This window comes from Streptomyces sp. NBC_00102 (assembly GCF_026343115.1).
Lineage (GTDB): Bacteria > Actinomycetota > Actinomycetes > Streptomycetales > Streptomycetaceae > Streptomyces.
On sequence record NZ_JAPEMC010000001.1, the window covers coordinates 2,213,280 to 2,231,165 of the forward strand.

14 protein-coding genes are annotated in these 17,886 nt (G+C 67.7%); 4 read left to right on the top strand and 10 right to left on the bottom strand.

Going from position 1 to position 17,886, the window contains the following annotated elements:
- The 6 genes from OHA55_RS09720 to OHA55_RS09745 all read right to left on the bottom strand — a co-directional run bounded on the left by OHA55_RS09720 (position 1) and on the right by OHA55_RS09745 (position 5,672).
- Positions 1-870: an NAD(P)-dependent oxidoreductase gene (locus tag OHA55_RS09720; RefSeq protein ID WP_266704769.1), complete on the bottom strand. Its 870-nt coding sequence runs from the start codon at positions 868-870 to the stop codon at positions 1-3.
- 420 nt (positions 871-1,290) lie between these two features.
- Positions 1,291-2,151 carry a fumarylacetoacetate hydrolase family protein gene (locus OHA55_RS09725; RefSeq protein WP_266704771.1) on the bottom strand — a complete coding sequence of 287 codons (861 nt, stop codon included), beginning with the start codon at positions 2,149-2,151 and terminating at the stop codon, positions 1,291-1,293.
- A 201-nt stretch (positions 2,152-2,352) separates the two neighbouring features.
- Positions 2,353-3,123 (bottom strand): YidC/Oxa1 family membrane protein insertase, encoded by a 771-nt coding sequence (locus tag OHA55_RS09730; RefSeq protein WP_266704773.1) that lies wholly within the window; start codon positions 3,121-3,123, stop codon positions 2,353-2,355.
- Between the two features lie 288 nt (positions 3,124-3,411).
- Complete coding sequence (locus OHA55_RS09735; RefSeq protein WP_266704775.1) at positions 3,412-3,768, bottom strand: DUF6412 domain-containing protein; 357 nt, start codon at positions 3,766-3,768, stop codon at positions 3,412-3,414.
- A 249-nt stretch (positions 3,769-4,017) separates the two neighbouring features.
- A complete protein-coding gene (locus OHA55_RS09740; protein WP_266704777.1) occupies positions 4,018-5,517 on the bottom strand; it encodes a sodium:solute symporter in 1,500 nt (499 codons plus the stop codon).
- Complete coding sequence (locus tag OHA55_RS09745) at positions 5,514-5,672, bottom strand: DUF3311 domain-containing protein (RefSeq protein WP_323180469.1); 159 nt, start codon at positions 5,670-5,672, stop codon at positions 5,514-5,516. The genes OHA55_RS09740 and OHA55_RS09745 overlap by 4 nt, the downstream gene beginning before the upstream one ends.
- Before the next feature lie 272 nt (positions 5,673-5,944).
- Here OHA55_RS09745 and OHA55_RS09750 point away from each other — a divergent pair, with 272 nt between their 5' ends.
- The 4 genes from OHA55_RS09750 to OHA55_RS09765 all read left to right on the top strand — a co-directional run bounded on the left by OHA55_RS09750 (position 5,945) and on the right by OHA55_RS09765 (position 12,361).
- Positions 5,945-6,952, top strand: a complete 1,008-nt coding sequence (locus OHA55_RS09750; RefSeq protein WP_266704781.1) for an SEC-C domain-containing protein — start codon at positions 5,945-5,947, stop codon at positions 6,950-6,952.
- Positions 6,953-7,194: 242 nt separating this feature from the next.
- Positions 7,195-8,724 carry an ATP-binding protein gene (locus OHA55_RS09755; RefSeq protein WP_266704783.1) on the top strand — a complete coding sequence of 510 codons (1,530 nt, stop codon included), beginning with the start codon at positions 7,195-7,197 and terminating at the stop codon, positions 8,722-8,724.
- A gap of 63 nt (positions 8,725-8,787) precedes the next feature.
- A complete protein-coding gene (locus OHA55_RS09760) occupies positions 8,788-11,715 on the top strand; it encodes a Z1 domain-containing protein (RefSeq protein ID WP_266710508.1) in 2,928 nt (975 codons plus the stop codon).
- A gap of 175 nt (positions 11,716-11,890) precedes the next feature.
- A complete protein-coding gene (locus tag OHA55_RS09765) occupies positions 11,891-12,361 on the top strand; it encodes a very short patch repair endonuclease (protein WP_266704785.1) in 471 nt (156 codons plus the stop codon).
- Here the strand turns inward: OHA55_RS09765 and OHA55_RS09770 are convergent.
- The 4 genes from OHA55_RS09770 to OHA55_RS09785 all read right to left on the bottom strand — a co-directional run bounded on the left by OHA55_RS09770 (position 12,284) and on the right by OHA55_RS09785 (position 17,818).
- Positions 12,284-13,594 carry a DNA cytosine methyltransferase gene (locus OHA55_RS09770; RefSeq protein ID WP_266704787.1) on the bottom strand — a complete coding sequence of 437 codons (1,311 nt, stop codon included), beginning with the start codon at positions 13,592-13,594 and terminating at the stop codon, positions 12,284-12,286. The two genes, OHA55_RS09765 and OHA55_RS09770, sit on opposite strands and share 78 nt — an antisense overlap.
- Before the next feature lie 210 nt (positions 13,595-13,804).
- Positions 13,805-14,584, bottom strand: a complete 780-nt coding sequence (locus OHA55_RS09775; RefSeq protein ID WP_266704790.1) for a DUF3883 domain-containing protein — start codon at positions 14,582-14,584, stop codon at positions 13,805-13,807.
- Positions 14,565-16,397, bottom strand: coding sequence for a DEAD/DEAH box helicase (locus tag OHA55_RS09780; RefSeq protein WP_266704792.1), 1,833 nt, complete (start codon positions 16,395-16,397; stop codon positions 14,565-14,567). Before OHA55_RS09780 ends, OHA55_RS09775 begins: the two co-directional genes overlap by 20 nt.
- A complete protein-coding gene (locus OHA55_RS09785) occupies positions 16,394-17,818 on the bottom strand; it encodes a transcriptional regulator (RefSeq protein ID WP_266704794.1) in 1,425 nt (474 codons plus the stop codon). The genes OHA55_RS09780 and OHA55_RS09785 overlap by 4 nt, the downstream gene beginning before the upstream one ends.
- Between the last annotated feature and the right edge of the window lie 68 nt (positions 17,819-17,886).

The following is a 17,886-nucleotide window of genomic DNA, read 5'->3' on the forward strand; positions in this document are numbered from 1 at the left end:
TCAGCCTGCAGCGGCACGTGCGAGGGCGACCGTCTCCCTCACCGCTCTTTCCTGCATTGCCTGGAGCGATTCGGCCGTGACGCCGGCCGTGTGCGGGCTGAGCAGCCCCGTGGGCGCGAGCAGGGCAGCCGTGCCGTCGGCCGCCAGACCGAAGTCGTCGACGGCCAGCCGGAGATCGGGGCGCTCTTCGAGAAGCTCCGGCAGCCGCGCCAGATCGAGGATCTCCTTCCTCGCCGTATTGACGACGAGCGCGCCCTTCGGCAGCAGGCGAAGCAGTTCGGGACCGATCAGGCTCCGGGTGTCGCCGGTCAGCGGAAGATGGATGCTGAGGACCTGGCTCTGACGGAACACCTGCTCCAGGGAGGCTTGCGGAAGGTCCTGATGCCGGACCGGCTCGCGGGTCCAGAACGTCGGCTCGACACCGAACGCGGTCAGCAGTGGCAACAGGGCACGTGCCGTGGCACCGGCACCCAGGATTCCGGCACGGCGCCCGCGCAGCTCGATCGGAACGTCCAGCAGACCTGCCCGGTCGGTGCCCGCGAGCACGGCCGCGTGTCCGGACAGGGCGCACTTCGCCAAGGCGAGAATCATCATCATCGCGTGTTCGGCCACCGAAACGGCGTTGACGCCTGGTGTGGTCACGACCCGCACGCCGCGTTGCCCGAGAACGGCCAGGTCCAGGTGGTCCGTACCCGTTCCGACGGATCCGATGACCCGGAGGGCAGGCAAGGAATCAAGAACTCGTTCGTCTATCCGCTCCTTTACACCGATGATCAGTGCGGACAGATCGGTGCCCCAGGCCATCATCTCGGCGACGGCCGATTCCCTGTCGGTGGCCACCCGCACTTCCGCGAAATTCTCCTGGAGCATCGCGCGCAGAAGACGATCACCAGGGAGATCCGGGAGGGCGACGAAGACCGCTCCGCTCGATTGCCCGGCACGCTTCACGTGGTCCCCCTGCGCGCGGAGTGGAGGGGGTAGTTGTTGTGGCGCTGCCCGAAATCCGAAAACCCGGTACGAATATCGGAATGAGGCACAAGATGCGACCGGATGCCGTTCGAAGATCTTCGTTCAATGTCCGGCATGCGCAACCCTCGACGTGTCGGCAACAGGCCGGGCCGATGCTACGGCACCTCCAGACCGGCCAACAAGGGCGATTCGCGCCTCCTCCGCCGCCGCTTCCCCGCCGGGGCGCCGCGCCCCCACCGGGTGCGCTCTCCGCCGTCGGTCAAAGCCGCGACAGAGAGGAAAGCGGCGTGCCGGACCGGTGCCCCCGGTCCGGCAGCCCTTCTACGCGTCCTTGAACACCTGGCGCTGGCGTCCCAGCCCCTCGATCTCCAACTCGACGACATCGCCGGCGCGGAGGTACGGCTTCGGGTCCGGTTGGCCCATCGCGACGCCGGCCGGGGTGCCGGTGTTGATGATGTCGCCCGGGTAGAGGGTCATGAACTGGCTGAGGTAGCGCACGACCTCGCCGACCGGGAAGATCTGCTCGGCCGTGGTGCCGTCCTGCTTCAGCTCGCCGTTGACCCAGAGCTTCATCGGCAGCGCCTGCGGGTCCGCGATCTCGTCCGCGGTCACGAACCACGGGCCGAGCGGGTTGAAGGTCTCGCAGTTCTTGCCCTTGTCCCAGGTGCCGCCGCGCTCGGTCTGGAACTCGCGCTCGGAGACGTCGTGGGCGACGGCGTACCCGGCGACGTGCGCCAGGCCCTCCTCGGCGGAGTCGAGGTAGCGGGCGGTGCGGCCGATGACGACCGCGAGCTCGACCTCCCAGTCGGTCTTCACGCTGCGGCGCGGCACGAGGACGGTGTCCTCGGGGCCGACGACCGTGTCGGGCGCCTTGAAGAAGAGGATCGGCTCGGCGGGGATGGCCGCGCCGGTCTCCTTCGCGTGGTCGTGATAGTTCAGCCCGATGCAGATGATCTTGCCGATCCGGGTGAGCGGAGCCCCGGTCCGGAGCCCCGCCGGGTCGAGCTCGGGCAGCGAGCCGGGGTCGGCCGCGGCGGCGCGCACCCGGTCGAGCCCGTGCGCGTCGGCGAGCAGCGCGCTGTCGATGTCGGGGACGACCTCCGACAGGTCGCGCAGCGTTCCGTCCTCCGCGAGAAGAGCCGGACGCTCCGCTCCCGCCGTACCGACTCGAAGCAACTTCACGGGTGCCACTCCCTGGGTAGAGATGCCTGGGTGGAGGTGAGGCCGCTCCCGGCGCGGTCTCCGGCAGTCGCCGAAGAGTGCGCACATCACAGCCCACCAAACCCGTTCAGCCTGCTAGACATCGGATGAATTGGCAAGACGTGTTCAGCCTCTGGACATGGCCGGAAGCACGCAATACCAGGAAAACCCCTGCTTCCGGGGTCAGGCAACGGGGGCCATCGCCACTCCGGCGGCCGGGGCGTCGCGGTAGAGGTAGGCCCTTTCGATCGCGGTCCAGGTGGTGCTGGTGACGACGTACAAGGCCGCCGCGAGCGGTACCACGCCCACCGTGAAGAGGGTGAAGAACGACATCAGCGGCATCACCTTGGTCATGGCGCCCATGCCCGGTACCGGCTGGCCGTCCGGGCCGGCCGTGGGCGTCACCGGGTTGAGGGCCATCTGACGCTTCGTACGCCGGTAGTTGAAGGTGGCCACGACCGCGACGATCACGAAGAGGCCGAGGTAGACCAGCCCCTGCCCGCCGAAGAGGCCGCCCTCGGCGAGGGCGTGGTGCCAGCGCTCGCCCAGCGGGGCCCCGAAGAGCTGGTGGCCGAGGAGCTCGTTGGGGTCGCCGCCGATCCGGGCGCTGGAGAAGAGGTGGTACAGCAGGAAGAACGCGGGCATCTGGAAGAGGCTCGGCAAGCACCCGGAGAGCGGCGAGACCTGCTCCTCCTTGTGCAGTTCCATGAGCGCCTTCTGCATGCGCTCGGGGTTCTTGGCGTGCTTCTTGCGCAGCTCGGCGATCTGCGGCTGGAGGCGGGTACGGGCCTTCTGGCCGCGTGCGGCGGCCCGCGACAGGGGGTGTACGGCGAGCCGTACGAGCGCGGTGAACAGGACGATCGCCGCGGCGGCGGACGCCGACTGGAAGAGCGGGTGGAGCAGGTCGGCGAATGCGCCGACCAGGCTCGCGAAGGCGGACATGATCGCGGACATGGGGAGCCCTCCGAGGGGTCTCGTCGTGCCGGTGTGCCGGTGGGTTACGGCGCGCGCGCCGCGGGTGCGCGGGCGCGGGGCGGTACGGCGGGGCGGCGCGTGGACTCCGCACCGGACCGGCAGGACGACAGGACGACCGCGGCGGCTCCCCGCGGAGGCGGGGCGGGCGGCGGGTGTCCGGGGGCGCGAGTGTCGCAGGGGCGCGGTGCGCGCCCGCGCAGTGCGCGAGTGTCGCGGTGTCGTGCCCGGGTCCGGGGTCGGCAGAGGGTGTCGGCGGGCGGTGAGGCCCTACGCGGCGGCCGTCGTCGGGGCACGCCCGGGTGCACGGGGGCGGGTACGCCCCTTGGCGTCGGGATCCCGCTGCGGCAGGAACGCCGTGCGGTGCTCGCGGTCCCGCAACGCGGTGCGTACCCGTGTCCGGGGCACCGTGACGGCGCAGCGCGCGCTGATCACCGAACAGGCGAGGAGCGCGGAGCCCGCGGCCGCGGTGGCGGCGAGCGCGACGGCGGCGGAGAGGCTGCCGCCCTCGGTGAGGAGGATCTCGGTGACGAAGAGGAGCAGCAGACCCGCGGGCCGGAGCAGGCGTGCGAAGGAACCGCCGAGACGACCGGTGTACGGGATCGTGCGCGCGTACGCCTCGCTCATGGCTCCTCCTGTTCCGCGCTCGTGTGTCTCCGCCGAGGTGGCGGTTCGGCCCATGGTCCGACCGGTCCGGGGCCTTCCCAGCCAGGCGAAGGTGCGAATCCGGCGCGAATCCGGCGAGGGACCCCTTGAGCCGTTATACACGATGACCTGGATCACACCGGGCGCCGGAAGGACGGCCCTCGGATGCCCCTGGGGCAGCCCTCGGTCAGCCACATGCCGGTCGGAGACCGCTCGGGAACCCGTGGCGGCTCACACCGCGGCGCCCTCGGCCGCCGGCTCGATCTCGTCACGGGCGAGCACCTCGTCGTCCGGCCGGTCGTCCCGGTCGCGCGGCCCGGCGTACGTCACCGCGAGCGCGACCACCAGGTTCGCAGCCAGGGCGACGAGCCCCGCGTTCACGCCCCACACCGGGTCGTTGCCGTTGAAGACCAGCACGCAGACCACGACCGCCCCGACCACGAGCCCGCTGAACGCCCCGGCGAAGGTGAGCCGCCGCCACACCAGGGCCAGCAGCACCATCGGGAGCAGCTGCGCCATCCCCTCGTACGAGATGAGCGAGAGCCGTACGAGCGTGTTGGGCGCGGTGTACGTGAGGAGCAGCGCGAGCCCGCCGGCCACCACGACCACGATCTGCGCCGCGCCCTTCTGCCGCTGCCGCATGCGGGGGACGAGGGAGAGCACGCTGCGCCCCCACATCGTGCCGATGACCAGCATGAACACGGCCATGGGCACGATCGAGGAGAGGGCTGCGGCGACCCCGATGACGCCGACCGCCCAGGCGGGCAGCGAGTCGGTGACGAGCTTGAAGAGGGCGAGGTTCGACTCCGCCCCGACCAGTCCCGGCACGACGAACAGCGCCGCCATGCCGAGCAGCATCGGGACGAAGAGGAGGACGTTGTAGGCGGGCAGCCACATGGCGTTGCGGCGCAGTACGTCCGCGTTCCGCGCGCCGAGGTAGCCCGCGACGGTGGTCGGGAAGATCACCACGGTGAGCGAGTTCAGGAACGACGTACTGATGAACCACGCCTCGCCCAGCCCGCTGTCGCCGTGCCCGGGGAAGGTCAGCCACTCGCTCTTCTCGGTGACGAGCCGGTCCAGGAAGGGGCCGTACCCGTCGAAGTAGTGGATCGGTACGTAGAACGCGAGGAAGCCGAGGGTCCCGATGACCATGACGTCCTTGAGCACCGACACCCAGGCGCTGCCGCGCAGCCCGCTGACCACGACGAAGCCGGTGGCGACGGCGAAGGCGATGAAGTAGGCCCAGTTCAGGCTGATCGCGCCGTAGGAGATCGTCGAGACGACCACGCCCATGCCGGTGATCTGGAGCTGGATGTACGGCAGCAGGCAGACGGTGGCGAGTACGGCGACGAGCGCGCCGAGCCAGGGCCGCCGGAAGCGGTGCGCGACCATGTCGGTGATGCCGACCAGGCCGTGCTTGCGCGCGTACCCCCAGAGGGTGGGGCCGACCAGGTACCCGAGGGCGTACCCGCAGGACATGTACGCGACGACGTACAGCACGGGCGCACCGTAGTTGTAGCCCCAGCCGGCGGCGCCGAGGTAGCTGAAGCTGGTGTAGCCCTCACCGGCCATCAGCACCCAGATGAAGACGGCTCCCAGGCTCCGACCGCCCACGGACCACTCGGCCAGCCCGCCCCCTCCGCCGCCCCGCCCGCGCAGGGCGAGCAGGCCGAGCACGACGGTGAGCACCATGAAGCCGGCGAAGACGGAGGTGGCGACGGCGGCGTTCACCGGCGGTCCCCCCGCCGGGTCAGCCAGACGGCGACGGGCGTCAGCAGCGTCGCGCCGAGCATCCAGACGAACAGGAACGGCAGCCCGAACACGACGGGCTCCACCCGGTTCACCCAGGGCAGCGCCCCCAGGTACAGCACGTACGGGACCAGCAACCACCACACCTGCGGACGTCTTCTCAGCACCCAGGGACTTTATCCCCGCCCGCCACCACCCCCGGTGCTCCCGTGCCGTCGCCCGGCCGGGCGCGGGCGACGGCACGGGAGCACCGGGCGCGGGGCCCGATGGTGCTCTCGGGTGCTCTCAGATGGTGTCGGGTGGTGTCGGGTGGTGTCGGTACACCCGCGCACCCCTGTGTCCTGGTGCACCGCGCCCCCTCTCGCCGGTCGCTCCCGCGGGCCCACCTCCGCGCAGTACCGTGTGGGACATGCGCCCCGACACGCCTGCCGAGCACATCACCGAAGCCGAGCGACTGCTGCGCACCGCGTTGCGTTACCCGGAGGACCGCGAACCGCTGCTCCTCCAGGCCGCGGCCCACCTGGAACTCGCCGGCGAGCGTGCCCGCGCCGCGACCCTCTACGACGACCTGCTCACCGCGGACGACGACCCCGCCGAAGACCCCCACCTGGTGAAGGCCCTCAAGGCCGCCAACCTCTGGGAGTACGGGCACGAGGCCGAGGCCCGCGCGATCATCGACGGCCTGCGCGTCGCGGCCCCCCGCGCGGCGGCTCCGTGGACCATCGCCGCGGAGACCCTGGAGGCGCACGACGAGCTGGAGGCCGCCCACGACGTCTTCTCGACCGCGCTGACCCTGCTGCTGACGCCGGGCGAGGAAGTCCCGTACGCCACGCAGGCCCTGCTCACCGGCCGCCACCGCGTCCGCCGGCTGCGCGGCTCGGAACACGACGACTGGGACCGGCTCGCCGACACCCTGCACACGGCCGAGGTCCCCCTCGACGAACTCCACGACCCGAAGCGGCTCTGGTCCCTCGGCTCCTCGGACCCGGGCGAGCTGAAGGCCGAGATCACCCGCCTCCGTGCCGAGCTGGGCGTCTACCGCACGGCCCTCTCCCGCCCCTTCCCGGTCGCCGTCCTGCACTGGCCCGCGCCGGAACTGGCCGAACTCCTCGCCGCGTACCCGGCCCTGGCCGCCGAGTACCCCGACCACGCGGCCCACCTGACCGCCGTGGAGACCGCCCTGCGCGACCTCCACGCGGCCGGCACCGCGAACCTCGGCATCGTCACCGGCACCATCCCCTCGTACGAGGCCTTCGCCGCCTCCGAGGCCACCTCCCCCGCCGACCCGAACCTCCTCCCCCTCTACGCCACCACCCTCGCCGCCCGAGGCCGAGCCCTCCCCTGGCCCCCGTCCCGCTCGGCGGCCTGCTGGTGCGGGTCGGGGGACGCTTATGGGGGGTGCCACGGGGCGGGGTGACCTTCTCCTCCAGGCCAACGTGAATGGCGCGGAAACCTGTTGGGTTCCGCGCCATTCATGCTGGGTCAGCCGCAAGAGTGCCCTCAAGTGGCTGGAAATAGACGTCTGGCAGTCTCGCTCCGTGGGCAACCCGCCCGAACAGTTCCTCGTGTCGCACCTTTGCAATACGATCACAAAAAACTATTCGTTCTGGGCCGCCCCTCCCCCACGCAGGCCCGTTCTGTGTGTGCGAGGACGTACGTATGCCGCCTTATCAGCCGTCCGAAGACTGGCAGTTCGAGATTCCGACGGCAGGCAGCAAAAAACTCCCGCCGGCGGCCCGCTTCGTCGAATCGCTCAGCCACCAGGGATACAGCTTCGAGGCCGCGATCGCCGACCTGGTCGACAACTCCATCGACGCGGATGCCCGCAACGTGGTGATCAGCTTCCTCCGGGACGACGACCGGCTGGTCAGCCTTCTCGTGGTGGACGACGGTTCAGGCATGGACGACGGTGCCCTTGACACTGCGATGACGGTGGGGGGACAGCGGGAGTACGGCGACGGTGCGCTCGGGCACTTCGGCGCCGGCCTGAAAGCAGCCTCTCTGTCACACGCGGACTCGCTCACCGTCGTCAGCCGCACCAAGCGGAGCGCTTCGGCCGGGCGCCGCTGGCTGAACGCCCGGGCCCAGGAAGACTTCACCTGCGACATCGTTGAACCCCGTTACTGCCAGGACCTCGTGGACCGCTACGACGGCATCATCGGGTGGCACGGAACCATCGTTCGCTGGGACAACGTCCGGGCCTTCGACACCGTCACCACAGGCCAGACGGACCGCTATCTGAACGATGCCATCGAGAGGCTCGAAACCCACCTCGGCCTCTATCTCCACCGCTTCCTCGCCAGCGATGACTTCAACATCGACATCGTGGTCGAAGACGCACGGACGAAAGACGAATTGGACCATCGCGGCGTGGAACCTGTCGACCCTTTCGGGTACCGGGTCCCCGGCCGGGCCGGATACCCGCGCCCCTTCACCGCGCCGGTTGAGGGAGTCGGCAAGGTAACGCTGAACGCCCACATCTGGCCGCCGAAGTCACCGCTGGTCAGCTATCGCGGCATCGGCCCACTCGCCGAGCGGCAGGGCTTCTACATCTACCGGCACGACCGGCTCGTCCAGGCCGGCGGCTGGAACAGCACGCGGAGCCCGGAGGGACATCTCTCCCTGGCGCGCATTGCCATTGATCTGCCGGCCAAGCCCAACGATGTCTTCAGTCTCACCGTCAAGAAGGACGGGGTCACGGTCACCCCAGCCTTCGCGCGCGGCCTTGAGCAGGCGACCGACGGGCTTGGAGCCAGCTTCGGCACCTTCATCCAGGACGCCCAGACGACCTACCGGGAGGCGGCCCGGCGCGCGACTGAGCCGCAGCGCAAGGCAGTACTCCCTGCGGGACGGGGACTCGACCCACGTCTCAAGCGCACTCTCCGAGATGAACTCCCCGAGCTTGAGGGCGAGGACCCCATCACCTTCCGGTGGGCGCACCTGCCATCGGACGTGTTCTTCGAACTTGACCGCGACTCCCGCGAGGTCCTCCTGAACAAGGAGTACCGTCCAGCCTTCAACGGTGGCCGGCGCGGAGGTCTGAATGACGCTCCGGTCGTCAAGAGCATGCTCTACCTCATGGTCAATGAGATCTTCCAGAAGAGGCAGGTCCGGGCCGTTCACACGGACAACGTGGCGTTGTGGAACAACGTGCTGGTCACGGCCGCCCGTTGTGAACTCACGCGCTGACCAGTGCCCTCTGCCGTGGCTCTCGTCGCGTCAGGCACCATCACCTCCAGGGAAAGCCGCTCCATGACTGATCATCTCTTCAACCTGCACGATGACGTGCTGGGAGCTATGCGCCGGGGTCCCCGGCATTTCACCAAGCTGGCATTCGCGCTTTCGGAGGCGGAAGAACCGGACCTCACGAGCCTGAGCCACTTCGCTGACCGGATCACCACAAGCGGCCGGGGAGACGCGCTCACCGCGCTCTGGCACCGCACTCTGACCGACTGGGATCTGGCCGAACAGGCCGACTGGTCGGCTTCCCCACCGCGCACTGACGAGCGACGGGCAGACGCCTACGGCCGCCTCGGCTTCGGCCCGGAGGTCCGTAAGGCGCTCGACGAGGCCGTCCCGGTCTTCAAGGAGCCTGGACCAACCGTCATCAGCAAAGAGTTCACGTCCTGGTACTCGCGAGACGAAGCTGCGGCCCGTTCGTTCTACTGGGCTTCCTACGAGCAGCTCCTCCGCCGCAAGGGCTGGTCCGACGCCGCGGTCTCCAGCCTCGGCGAGGCGAGCCACGCTGTTGTGGAACGCCTCGCCGATCCGACCCGCGACAAGGCATACGGCGCCCGCGGACTTGTCGTCGGTTACGTGCAGTCGGGAAAGACCGCGAACTTCACCGGAGTGACCGCCAAGGCGATCGACGCCGGGTACCGCCTGGTCATCGTTCTCGGTGGCACTCTGAACCTGCTCAGAGGCCAGACCCAGCGCCGCCTGGACATGGAGCTGATAGGCAGGGAGAACATCCTGCGGGGCGCCGACCCCACGGACCCCGACGCTCTGGTCGGCATCGACTACCAGGACGACGAGGACTGGCCGGCCAAGTTCGTCAGCCATGGTGGCCGCCCGTCCGCACGGGGTGGCTTTGACATCGAACGTCTCACCACCCGCGACAACGACTACAAGAGCCTGTTGAACGGAATCCGCACCCTCGAAATCGAGAAGCAGGACCGGACTCAGCCGCTGTACGCACCCGACAACCTGCATCGCGCGGCTGCGCGGATCATGGTCGTGAAGAAGAACAAAGCGGTCCTGGAGAAGCTGCTCACCGATCTGAAGAAGATCGGCCCGCTCATCGAGGAGATCCCCGCGCTGATCATTGATGACGAGTCCGACCAGGCCTCGGTCAATACGACGGATCCCAAGAAATGGGAGAACGACACCACCTCCCGTTCGGCGATCAACGGCCAGATCACGAAGCTCCTCAAGCTCCTGCCGCGTGCTCAGTACGTCGGCTACACCGCCACGCCGTTCGCCAACGTCTTTGTCGACCCTGGCGACGGGGAGGACATCTTCCCGCGCGACTTCCTCATCTCCTTGCCCCGCCCAGTCGGTTACATGGGAGTACGGAAGTTCCACGACCTGGACACCGACGAGGACGCTGGCAAGGGACCCGCTGAGCGCGCGCACATCCGCGGTATCTACGACAGCACCGGGGACCGCCTCCAGGAGGCCCTGGACGCCTTCGTGCTCACCGGTGCCCTCAAGCTCTACCGGGCGGACCGCGGTGTCGCCGACGGCCCGTTCCGGCACCACACCATGCTGGTCCATGAGTCCGTTCGCATGGCGGAGCACGCCGCGCTCGCTCTGCGGATCAGCTCGCTCTGGCACCAGTCCGCGTACACGGGGCAGGACGGCCACTCCCGCCTGGCGGCGCTGCTGGAGGGTGACTTCCGGCACTTCGCCGACGATGACCTGCCCACGCCGTTGACCTACGACGAGCTGAAGCCATACGTCGCCCGGGCCCGCCAGCTCATCAACTCCGGCGGCACTCCGGTACTGGTCGTCAACGGAGCCTCCGAGCGGGACTACGACCAGCCGGATCTCGACTTCGACCGCACCCCTCACATCTGGAAGATCCTGGTGGGCGGGACCAAGCTCTCACGTGGGTTCACTGTCGAAGGCCTGACGGTGACCTACTACTGCCGCAAAACGCAGCAAGCCGACACTCTGATGCAGATGGGAAGGTGGTTCGGCTTCCGGCCGGGCTACCGCGACCTGGTCCGTCTCTACATCGGCCGCGAGGTACCCGCGGGCAATTCCACGACAGTGGATCTGTACGAGGCGTTCGAAGCGATCTGCCGGGATGAGGAGACCTTCCGCGCCCAGCTCACCCGCTACGCCACCATGATCGACGGCAAGCCTCAGATCACGCCAGCTCAGGTCCGCCCACTGGTCTCCCAGCACCTCCCCCGGATCAAGCCGTCCGCACGTAACAAGATGTTCAACGCGGAGCTGGTGGAGATCCGGTCTCCTGGCGAATGGGTCGAGCCAACGGCGTACCCGGTGGATGCGGCCGATCTGCGGCACAACACCGAGGTGTGGCTGCCGGTCCTCACGTCACTCGACCCCGATCCTGCGGTCTTCGTCACTCTGGATCCGGATGACCAGGGCAAGTACATCCGTTACCCAGCGCGGACCGCGCTTCTCCCTCATGAGCAGCTGCTGACGATCATGAGCAGGCTCACGTGGGGCCGTCCGGACCTGTTCGCGCCGCACCTCGCCTATCTTCAGGACCCCAGCGATACCGGATGCGCCACTGACGACTGGCTTCTGGTGATGCCCCAGACATCAGGCCGTACGAGTGTCGCGGCGACCATTGGCGATGCCGGGCCGCTCACGCTCGTACACCGCAGGCGCACCGCCCGCGGTGTCTTCAACCGCATCTCGGGTATGTCTCACCGGCAGTCCGCGGAGCGCGTCGCCGGGGTACGGCAGGACAGCCCCGATGACCCCTTCGCCTCGCGGTTCCGTCAACCGCGACGCGGCACGGTGCTCCTGTACCCGGTCGTTGACCCGACGCTGGGAACACTGGCGGAGGTGGCCGTCGGCGGCCGCGTCGATCCAGCCAAGATCGTCATGGCGTCCGCCTACTATCCGGCGGCGCACCCGCATCGCGATCAAGGCATCGCCTCGTTGCGGTACCGGGCCAAGGATTCATCGAAGTCCAGCTGAAGGCTGGTCCCGCAGCCTTCGGACGTGCTGGTCTCCCGCTGGGTTTTCGGAGGATGCGAGACTGAAAGCAAGGCTGTCCGGTCCCTCGCTCCGTCGCTCCCCGGCGCGGGAGACCGACCGCGAGGCCCCGGCGCACCGCAGGAAGCGCGTCGGCAATGGCAGAGACTGGACCGACGTGACAGAGCCAGAAGTCTGGACGCCCCCCGAAGGCTCCTGGGCCTCATCGGCGGAACGGCGGCGGAACATGCAGGCGATCAAGAGCCGGGATACAAAACCCGAACGTCTGATACGGCAGCTTGTGCACGCCAGCGGTCTCCGTTACCGCGTCGCCGCCAAGCCGCTGCCCAACCTCCGCCGGACAGCGGATATGGTTTTCCGTCCGGCGAAGGTAGCGGTATTCATCGATGGCTGTTACTGGCACGGCTGCCCCGAACACTACGTGGCACCCAAAACCAATCCGGGCTACTGGTCAGACAAAGTAGCCCGGAACGTCGCCCGAGACCGGGACACTGACCAGCGGCTGAGATCTGCCGGCTGGACTGTACTGCGCTTCTGGGAGCACCAGGAATCAGACCGCTGCGCGGCGGAGATCGTCAGCACCGTCCGCGACCAGCGAAGGGTTCTGCTCGGGCAGGGATTTTCCTGACGCTGCGGAAGCGTGCTTTCTGCGCTCATCTCGCTCATGCGCCTGCCGGAGAACCGTGGCAATCGCGGAGGCGACAGCCTCCGCGACGGGCGGCGGAAACGCATTGCCTACCTGGCGGTACTGAGCAGTCTTCCCCCCGGTGAAATCCCAGTCCTTAGGGAATCCCTGAACGAGAGCGGCCTGTTCGACGGTGAGCATGGGGCCGTCCGGCCCCAGCAGGTCTCGAAGCCTGCTCTTGTCACGCTTCTCCTGGCCTTCTTTCCTGCCATTCGCCACACCCATGCCAGAGATCCCGAGGTCTGCCCAGGCCGCCTTGGCGCGGCTCGGACCAAGGTCCGCCCCCCCGTGCTTCTTCGATCCGCCGACCAGGGTGGGAGCGACACCGCCGCCCTTGTTGCCTTCGGCCTTCTGCGCTTCCTTCACCCAGTCGCGATGGCACTGCCGGGCGAGCGCGGCATCGGGACCGCCGAGAGCGATGTAGTGCTGGAACCGCTCCTCCATGGAATCCTTGAGCGCCTTGAACACACTCGTACGGCCAGTCCCGGCCGACGTGGGACGCACGAATTCCAGATCCCCCAGCACATCCTTACGAACGGCTACAAGAATGGCTCGGGGGCGGAGCTGAGGAACGCCGAAATCGGCGGCCTCTAGCACATCCCACATGCACACCGTGTAGCCCATCCCTTTGAAATACTCCTCAACGCCGTCTTCAGGCCGCTTGGCCCGGCCACCCTGAAGACGCGCTTCGATATATGTGCGGTAATCCTCAAACTTAGCGTCCTTGATGCCACGCACATTCTCGATCATTACCGCTTTAGGGTGCAGGTCTTCGACAAGTTCGAGCATTCGGGGAAAAAGATCCCGCTCATCATCTTTGCCGAGCTGTTTTCCAGCGTGCGAGAAGGGCGGGCAAGGAACTCCGCCCGCCAGGAGATGAAGATCTCCTCGTTTCAGCGGCTTACCAAAGAACTCAGCAGCCTTAGCCAGGCCGCCTTGCCCGTCAGCAGGAATAGGATCAAAGTCCTTGACATCACCCGAAATGATGTCGCAGTACTTCCTCTCCCATTCCCATCCATCGCGGCTCTTCACGTTCTCTTCCAGGGTTTCCACCGCGTGCTTGTCGATCTCCACCAGCGCGAGGTGCCGGAAGCCGGCCGAGTGAAGGCCGATGGCCTGACCGCCCGCCCCCGCGCAGATCTCGATCGAGGTCAGCGTTAGCTCACTGGCACTCATGGGCTCGGATCCTCCTGGTGTGGCTGATATCGACATGCAAGTGTCGCATTGCTGACCACCGTCCAAGGACGGAACGACCCGGCCTCCGGCGGCGGGGACCTGTCTCCTTCCCGCGGGCTACGCCCCGTATTCGGATGACAAGGCTGGGAAACCACCGTGGCAGGACGGGCAGGACACTTCACCCAGCTCGTCCGCCAAGACTCGGACACCCTATGCGAGACCGGCGTGAGACGGCGCGGGGTCCGTCATCCCCCACACATAGCGGCTGGCTGGCTCGACAGCAGGGATGATCAGCCGCGCGTCGTCCGCCACCAGCCCCGGAGTCAGGGCGTGGCCTGGCACGGTCAGCCGGACGGATTCCCACCGGGCGGCCGGGGACAGATCGGCGGGCAGTACGGAGCACAGCCACGTGCGACTGACCGTGGCCACGCTCAGTGCGCTCCCACTCGCGCTGACCAGCACTGAACCCATGATCCAGTCCTGGTCCGCTCGCATCACGTCCGATTCATGATGAGTGAGGTGCACGACTAGACAAGTCGGGTTGGTCGTCGCCTTCACCTCCACGTGCAAGGACCGGCCTTCGCGAGAAATGGCGTCTATGTCATATCCGTAGGCATCCGAAACAGCCGAAACCCTCACCACCTGCTTCGCTCCGGAGAGTCGCAGCAACGCGATCAGAGACCGCTCGCCCTCATCGCCCGTCTGCCTGTTCCTCTCCTCCGAGGCGGGCTCCCACAAGACGTGGCGTAGGCCGCGACCCAGCGGTCCGGGAACCGAATCCGTCAGGTGCACCGCAGGCTGCCCGTCTGGCGACACCATCCCTGTCTTCTTCAGCCAGTCCAATGCCTCCGCGTACTGGGCCGGAGTGAGATCCGCGTACGCGGGGTGGTGGCTGAACATTGTGCGCAGCCGGGGGATATCGGCTCTGCGCAGGTGCGTCAGCCAGCGAGTCGCGGCCCGCCTCGTCCCCTCACCGAGCTGATACGGCATCGACGTGCCTCAGCAGAGCCCGGATGTCGGCCATGTCCATGCCGCCAGCTACGGCCGCCTCTTCCTGCAGGTCCGCGAGCTGCTGCACGGACGGGTCGTCCAGAATCCGCCCCATGAACTCCAGTTTCTCCTCAAGGCGCAAGGCGACCACTTCGTCCACCGTGCCCCGGGAGGCGAGTACCGTCACATTGGTTTCGGTGCCGGGTGCGAGACCGAGGCGGTGGATACGGTCCAAGCTCTGGAGGAAGCGGCCAGCCATGAAATCGCGGTCTACGTAGACAGCGTCATGGCAGACGTGATGAAGGCTGATCCCCTCGCCGAGGGTCGCCGGGTTGGACAACAGCACGGCGCAGTCCGGGTCTTCGCGGAACCGGCGGATCTCCTCTTCACGGTCCGGCGTACCGCCGTGGACAACAGCGGGCTCATAGGCCGCGAACATCCGCTCCATCGTGCTGAGACTCCGGACGAAGGTCGTCCAGACCAGCGTCTTGCGTCCACGTTCGGCGTTCGCGGCGACGATGCTCAGCGCCTCCTGATACTTCGGGGAGAGCTCATAACTCGGCAGATCTCTCATCAACGAGTAGAGCGAGTCATCCGGCGGCACCTCAAGGGGCGGCACCTGGTAGGTCAGCGGCTCGTACCGGCTGGTGCCCTCGGCAAGCAGCGCGGGGCTGGTGGCCGCCATCAGCAGCCGCAGCATGGCCTTCCCCAGAGCGTCGAAGTCGTCACGTGCGGCCTCGGCCCTCGCCGAGTACCGGCCCACCAGCGCGTCGTAGATCTCCCGATGCAAGCTGGGCATGTCGACGTAACGAATCTTCGGCTCGAATGGGGGCAAGCCGAGTTCCGCCTTCGTGGTGCGGGTGAAGAGCGGCCGCAGGATCTGGCTCGCGTAGGCCAGATCACCGCCGGCCACCGCCCCGGTGACCACGCGGCGGCCGTGACCCGGCCAGACAAACGAGAGCAGGTTCTCCAGGTCGCGGGCGCCGTTCGGTGCCGGGGTACCGGTGAGGATCAGTCGGCGGCGGGTGAGCGGCCCCAAGGCCATGCACGCGGAACCGTAGATTCCCCGGGTGCCGAGCTTCATCCGATGAGCCTCGTCCAGAATCACCATTGAGGGGACGGCGCGAAGCCAGGAGGCCAGCGCGGCCAGCGAACGGTCCAGGCGCTCATAATTGACCACCAGGATCTCCACGGCGGGGTCGGGAGACTTCCCCATCACACCGAAGCGAAGGGGTTCGTCAAAGCAGGCGCTATTTTCGAACTCCCACGACTCGTATGCGGACTTGGGGCTCACCACCAGAAGCCGCTGAGCCTCGCCACGCTCGCGCATCGCCGCGAAGACAGCAAGCCCCACCCGCGTCTTGCCCGCACCAGGCACGCTGAAGTTCGCACCGTGGCGCAGCGACAGAAGCCGGGCGATGTCTCGCAGCTGGAAACTGGTCAGCGGCGCCGTCCAGCTTCTGCCGAGAAGGCCCTCCACCTCATCAGGGCCAGTGACCGCTTCCGCAGAGCCAGCGCCGGCAAGCTGGCGTTCAGCAGCTTCAGCATCATCTAGAACGCCGCCAACCAAATGCGCGAGCTCTTCGTCCCAGTCGACATCCTCGGGAGAGGGCCAGGTGCCAAGCTCCCCGAGACCGACCAGGAAGTCCTCCAGATCGACCTCCACCGCATGGGTGCCCCGCTGCACCCCAGGCGGGAACCGCGCCGCCAGCCGTGCCAGATCATGCTGACGCCCTTCGCCGGCCCGGAGCACGGCCCGGGTCCGGGTCATGTCGAAGGCGATGCGCAGAGAAGGCTCTCCGACGACCGTCACCGCTCCTCCTCACGCACCGCGTCGAGGAGCCAGGTCACGCCGTCGCCGGGCTCGCTGATGCTGCGAGCGGACTCCATCGCGAGCTTTGCCAGGGACGCGCGCAGCTTGACTACCGCCTCGTCGAAGACCTCTTCGTCAAGGCTGCGGGAGGCGCGCGACAACATGAGGTCGGTCACGCACTGTTCGATGTCCTGGCAGGCGTCCAGGACACGGTCCGGAGCCGCCTGCTTGCGCTTCCGGAACCGCGCGTCCTTACCGGCCGGCTCCAGCGCCTCTTCGACGGCCTTCTTCATGTCAGCCAGGGCCTTGGTGGCCTCGGTGAACTGCTGTGCCGGAACCGTCTTCTCAGAGACGGCGGCGGCCTTGGCCCTCAGTACGAAGTCGGTCAGCGCCCTCGCCTCGGCCACCTTGGGGTCCGCGGCCCGCACCGTACGGTTCAGCCCGGGAATGGCCACACCCGCCGCAGCCGGAGCCACAGACACCTGCGAGGTGAACGACTCGGGAAGGCGCTGCCCGAGATAACGCGCCCTGAATTCGGGTTCGATCAACCGCACGTCGGTCTTGGAGAAGTCCAGGACAATCGCCGCGAGCCGGCTCTCCTTCATCAGATCGGCCTTCTCCTTGCTGGAGGCCGACTCTTTGACGTACCTGCGGTGCAGCTCCTTCAACTTCTCCTGCGCCTCCTCGAAGTCCAGAAGCCGCAGCTGCGCGGGTCCGGTCTTGCTCCGGTCCACCAGGTCGTTGAGGGTCTGCAGGACCCACATGTCCTGCTCGCACGCACGTACCGTGGTCCGGAATTCGCGGGCGATCACCTGAACGGTCCGGCCAGCGGCCAGCTGCTCCTCGATCGCCAGCAGGCGGTTGATGTAGGAGTAGTCGCGCCGGTGATCTCTCCGGAGCTGGAGCGACAGCTCGACCTGGCTGATGTCTTCCCACGTGCAGGAGGCCGGCAGCACTCCGACACGAATGCTGCCCTTGCCCAGCTCCTGAAGGGCGGCACGGCGCGTGTTCCCGTTGACCAGGACGCCGTCGTATGTGATCAGGCCGGGGTCGCTCTGGCCGAACTGTTCAAGGCTCTTCTTCAGCTCGTCAAAGTCGGGGTCCTCCTTCGAGGGGTCCGCCGGCAGGGCCTTCAGCAGGTTGTGCAAGTAGTCCTGGCTCACCCGGGTGAAGGCGTCGCGGTCCAGCTCCTGGTCGAGCAGGGGGTCGTGGGTGCGCTGCGCTCGGATCCGGTGCGTGCCCGGGTTGTAGTAGAGCGAGTTCACCGGCATGTCGATCACCTCGACCTGCAACGGGTTGCCACGCCACTCGATACGCAGTGTCTCCGGCACCCCGCCGGCGCGCTTGGCCTCACGGAGCCGCTCCTCCACAAGATCCCGGTTCTCCGCGGCGAGGGGAGGGCGGCCGAAATCGGTACTCACTTGGGTTTCTCCTCTTGACGTACTGACGAGTGGCTGGTGCGACGAACGGGCCCCCGCGGCGCACCGCC

What these genes read in the sequence shown, in the direction of transcription:
- OHA55_RS09720 (WP_266704769.1), bottom strand. Translation starts at nt 870, where the DNA reads ATGCTCCAGGAGAATTTCGCGGAAGTGCGGGTGGCCACCGACAGGGAA.
- OHA55_RS09730 (WP_266704773.1), bottom strand. Translation starts at nt 3,123, where the DNA reads ATGTCCGCGATCATGTCCGCCTTCGCGAGCCTGGTCGGCGCATTCGCC.
- OHA55_RS09735 (WP_266704775.1), bottom strand. Translation starts at nt 3,768, where the DNA reads ATGAGCGAGGCGTACGCGCGCACGATCCCGTACACCGGTCGTCTCGGC.
- OHA55_RS09750 (WP_266704781.1), top strand. Translation starts at nt 5,945, where the DNA reads ATGCGCCCCGACACGCCTGCCGAGCACATCACCGAAGCCGAGCGACTG.
- OHA55_RS09755 (WP_266704783.1), top strand. Translation starts at nt 7,195, where the DNA reads ATGCCGCCTTATCAGCCGTCCGAAGACTGGCAGTTCGAGATTCCGACG.
- OHA55_RS09760 (WP_266710508.1), top strand. Translation starts at nt 8,788, where the DNA reads ATGACTGATCATCTCTTCAACCTGCACGATGACGTGCTGGGAGCTATG.
- OHA55_RS09770 (WP_266704787.1), bottom strand. Translation starts at nt 13,594, where the DNA reads ATGAGTGCCAGTGAGCTAACGCTGACCTCGATCGAGATCTGCGCGGGG.
- OHA55_RS09775 (WP_266704790.1), bottom strand. Translation starts at nt 14,584, where the DNA reads ATGCCGTATCAGCTCGGTGAGGGGACGAGGCGGGCCGCGACTCGCTGG.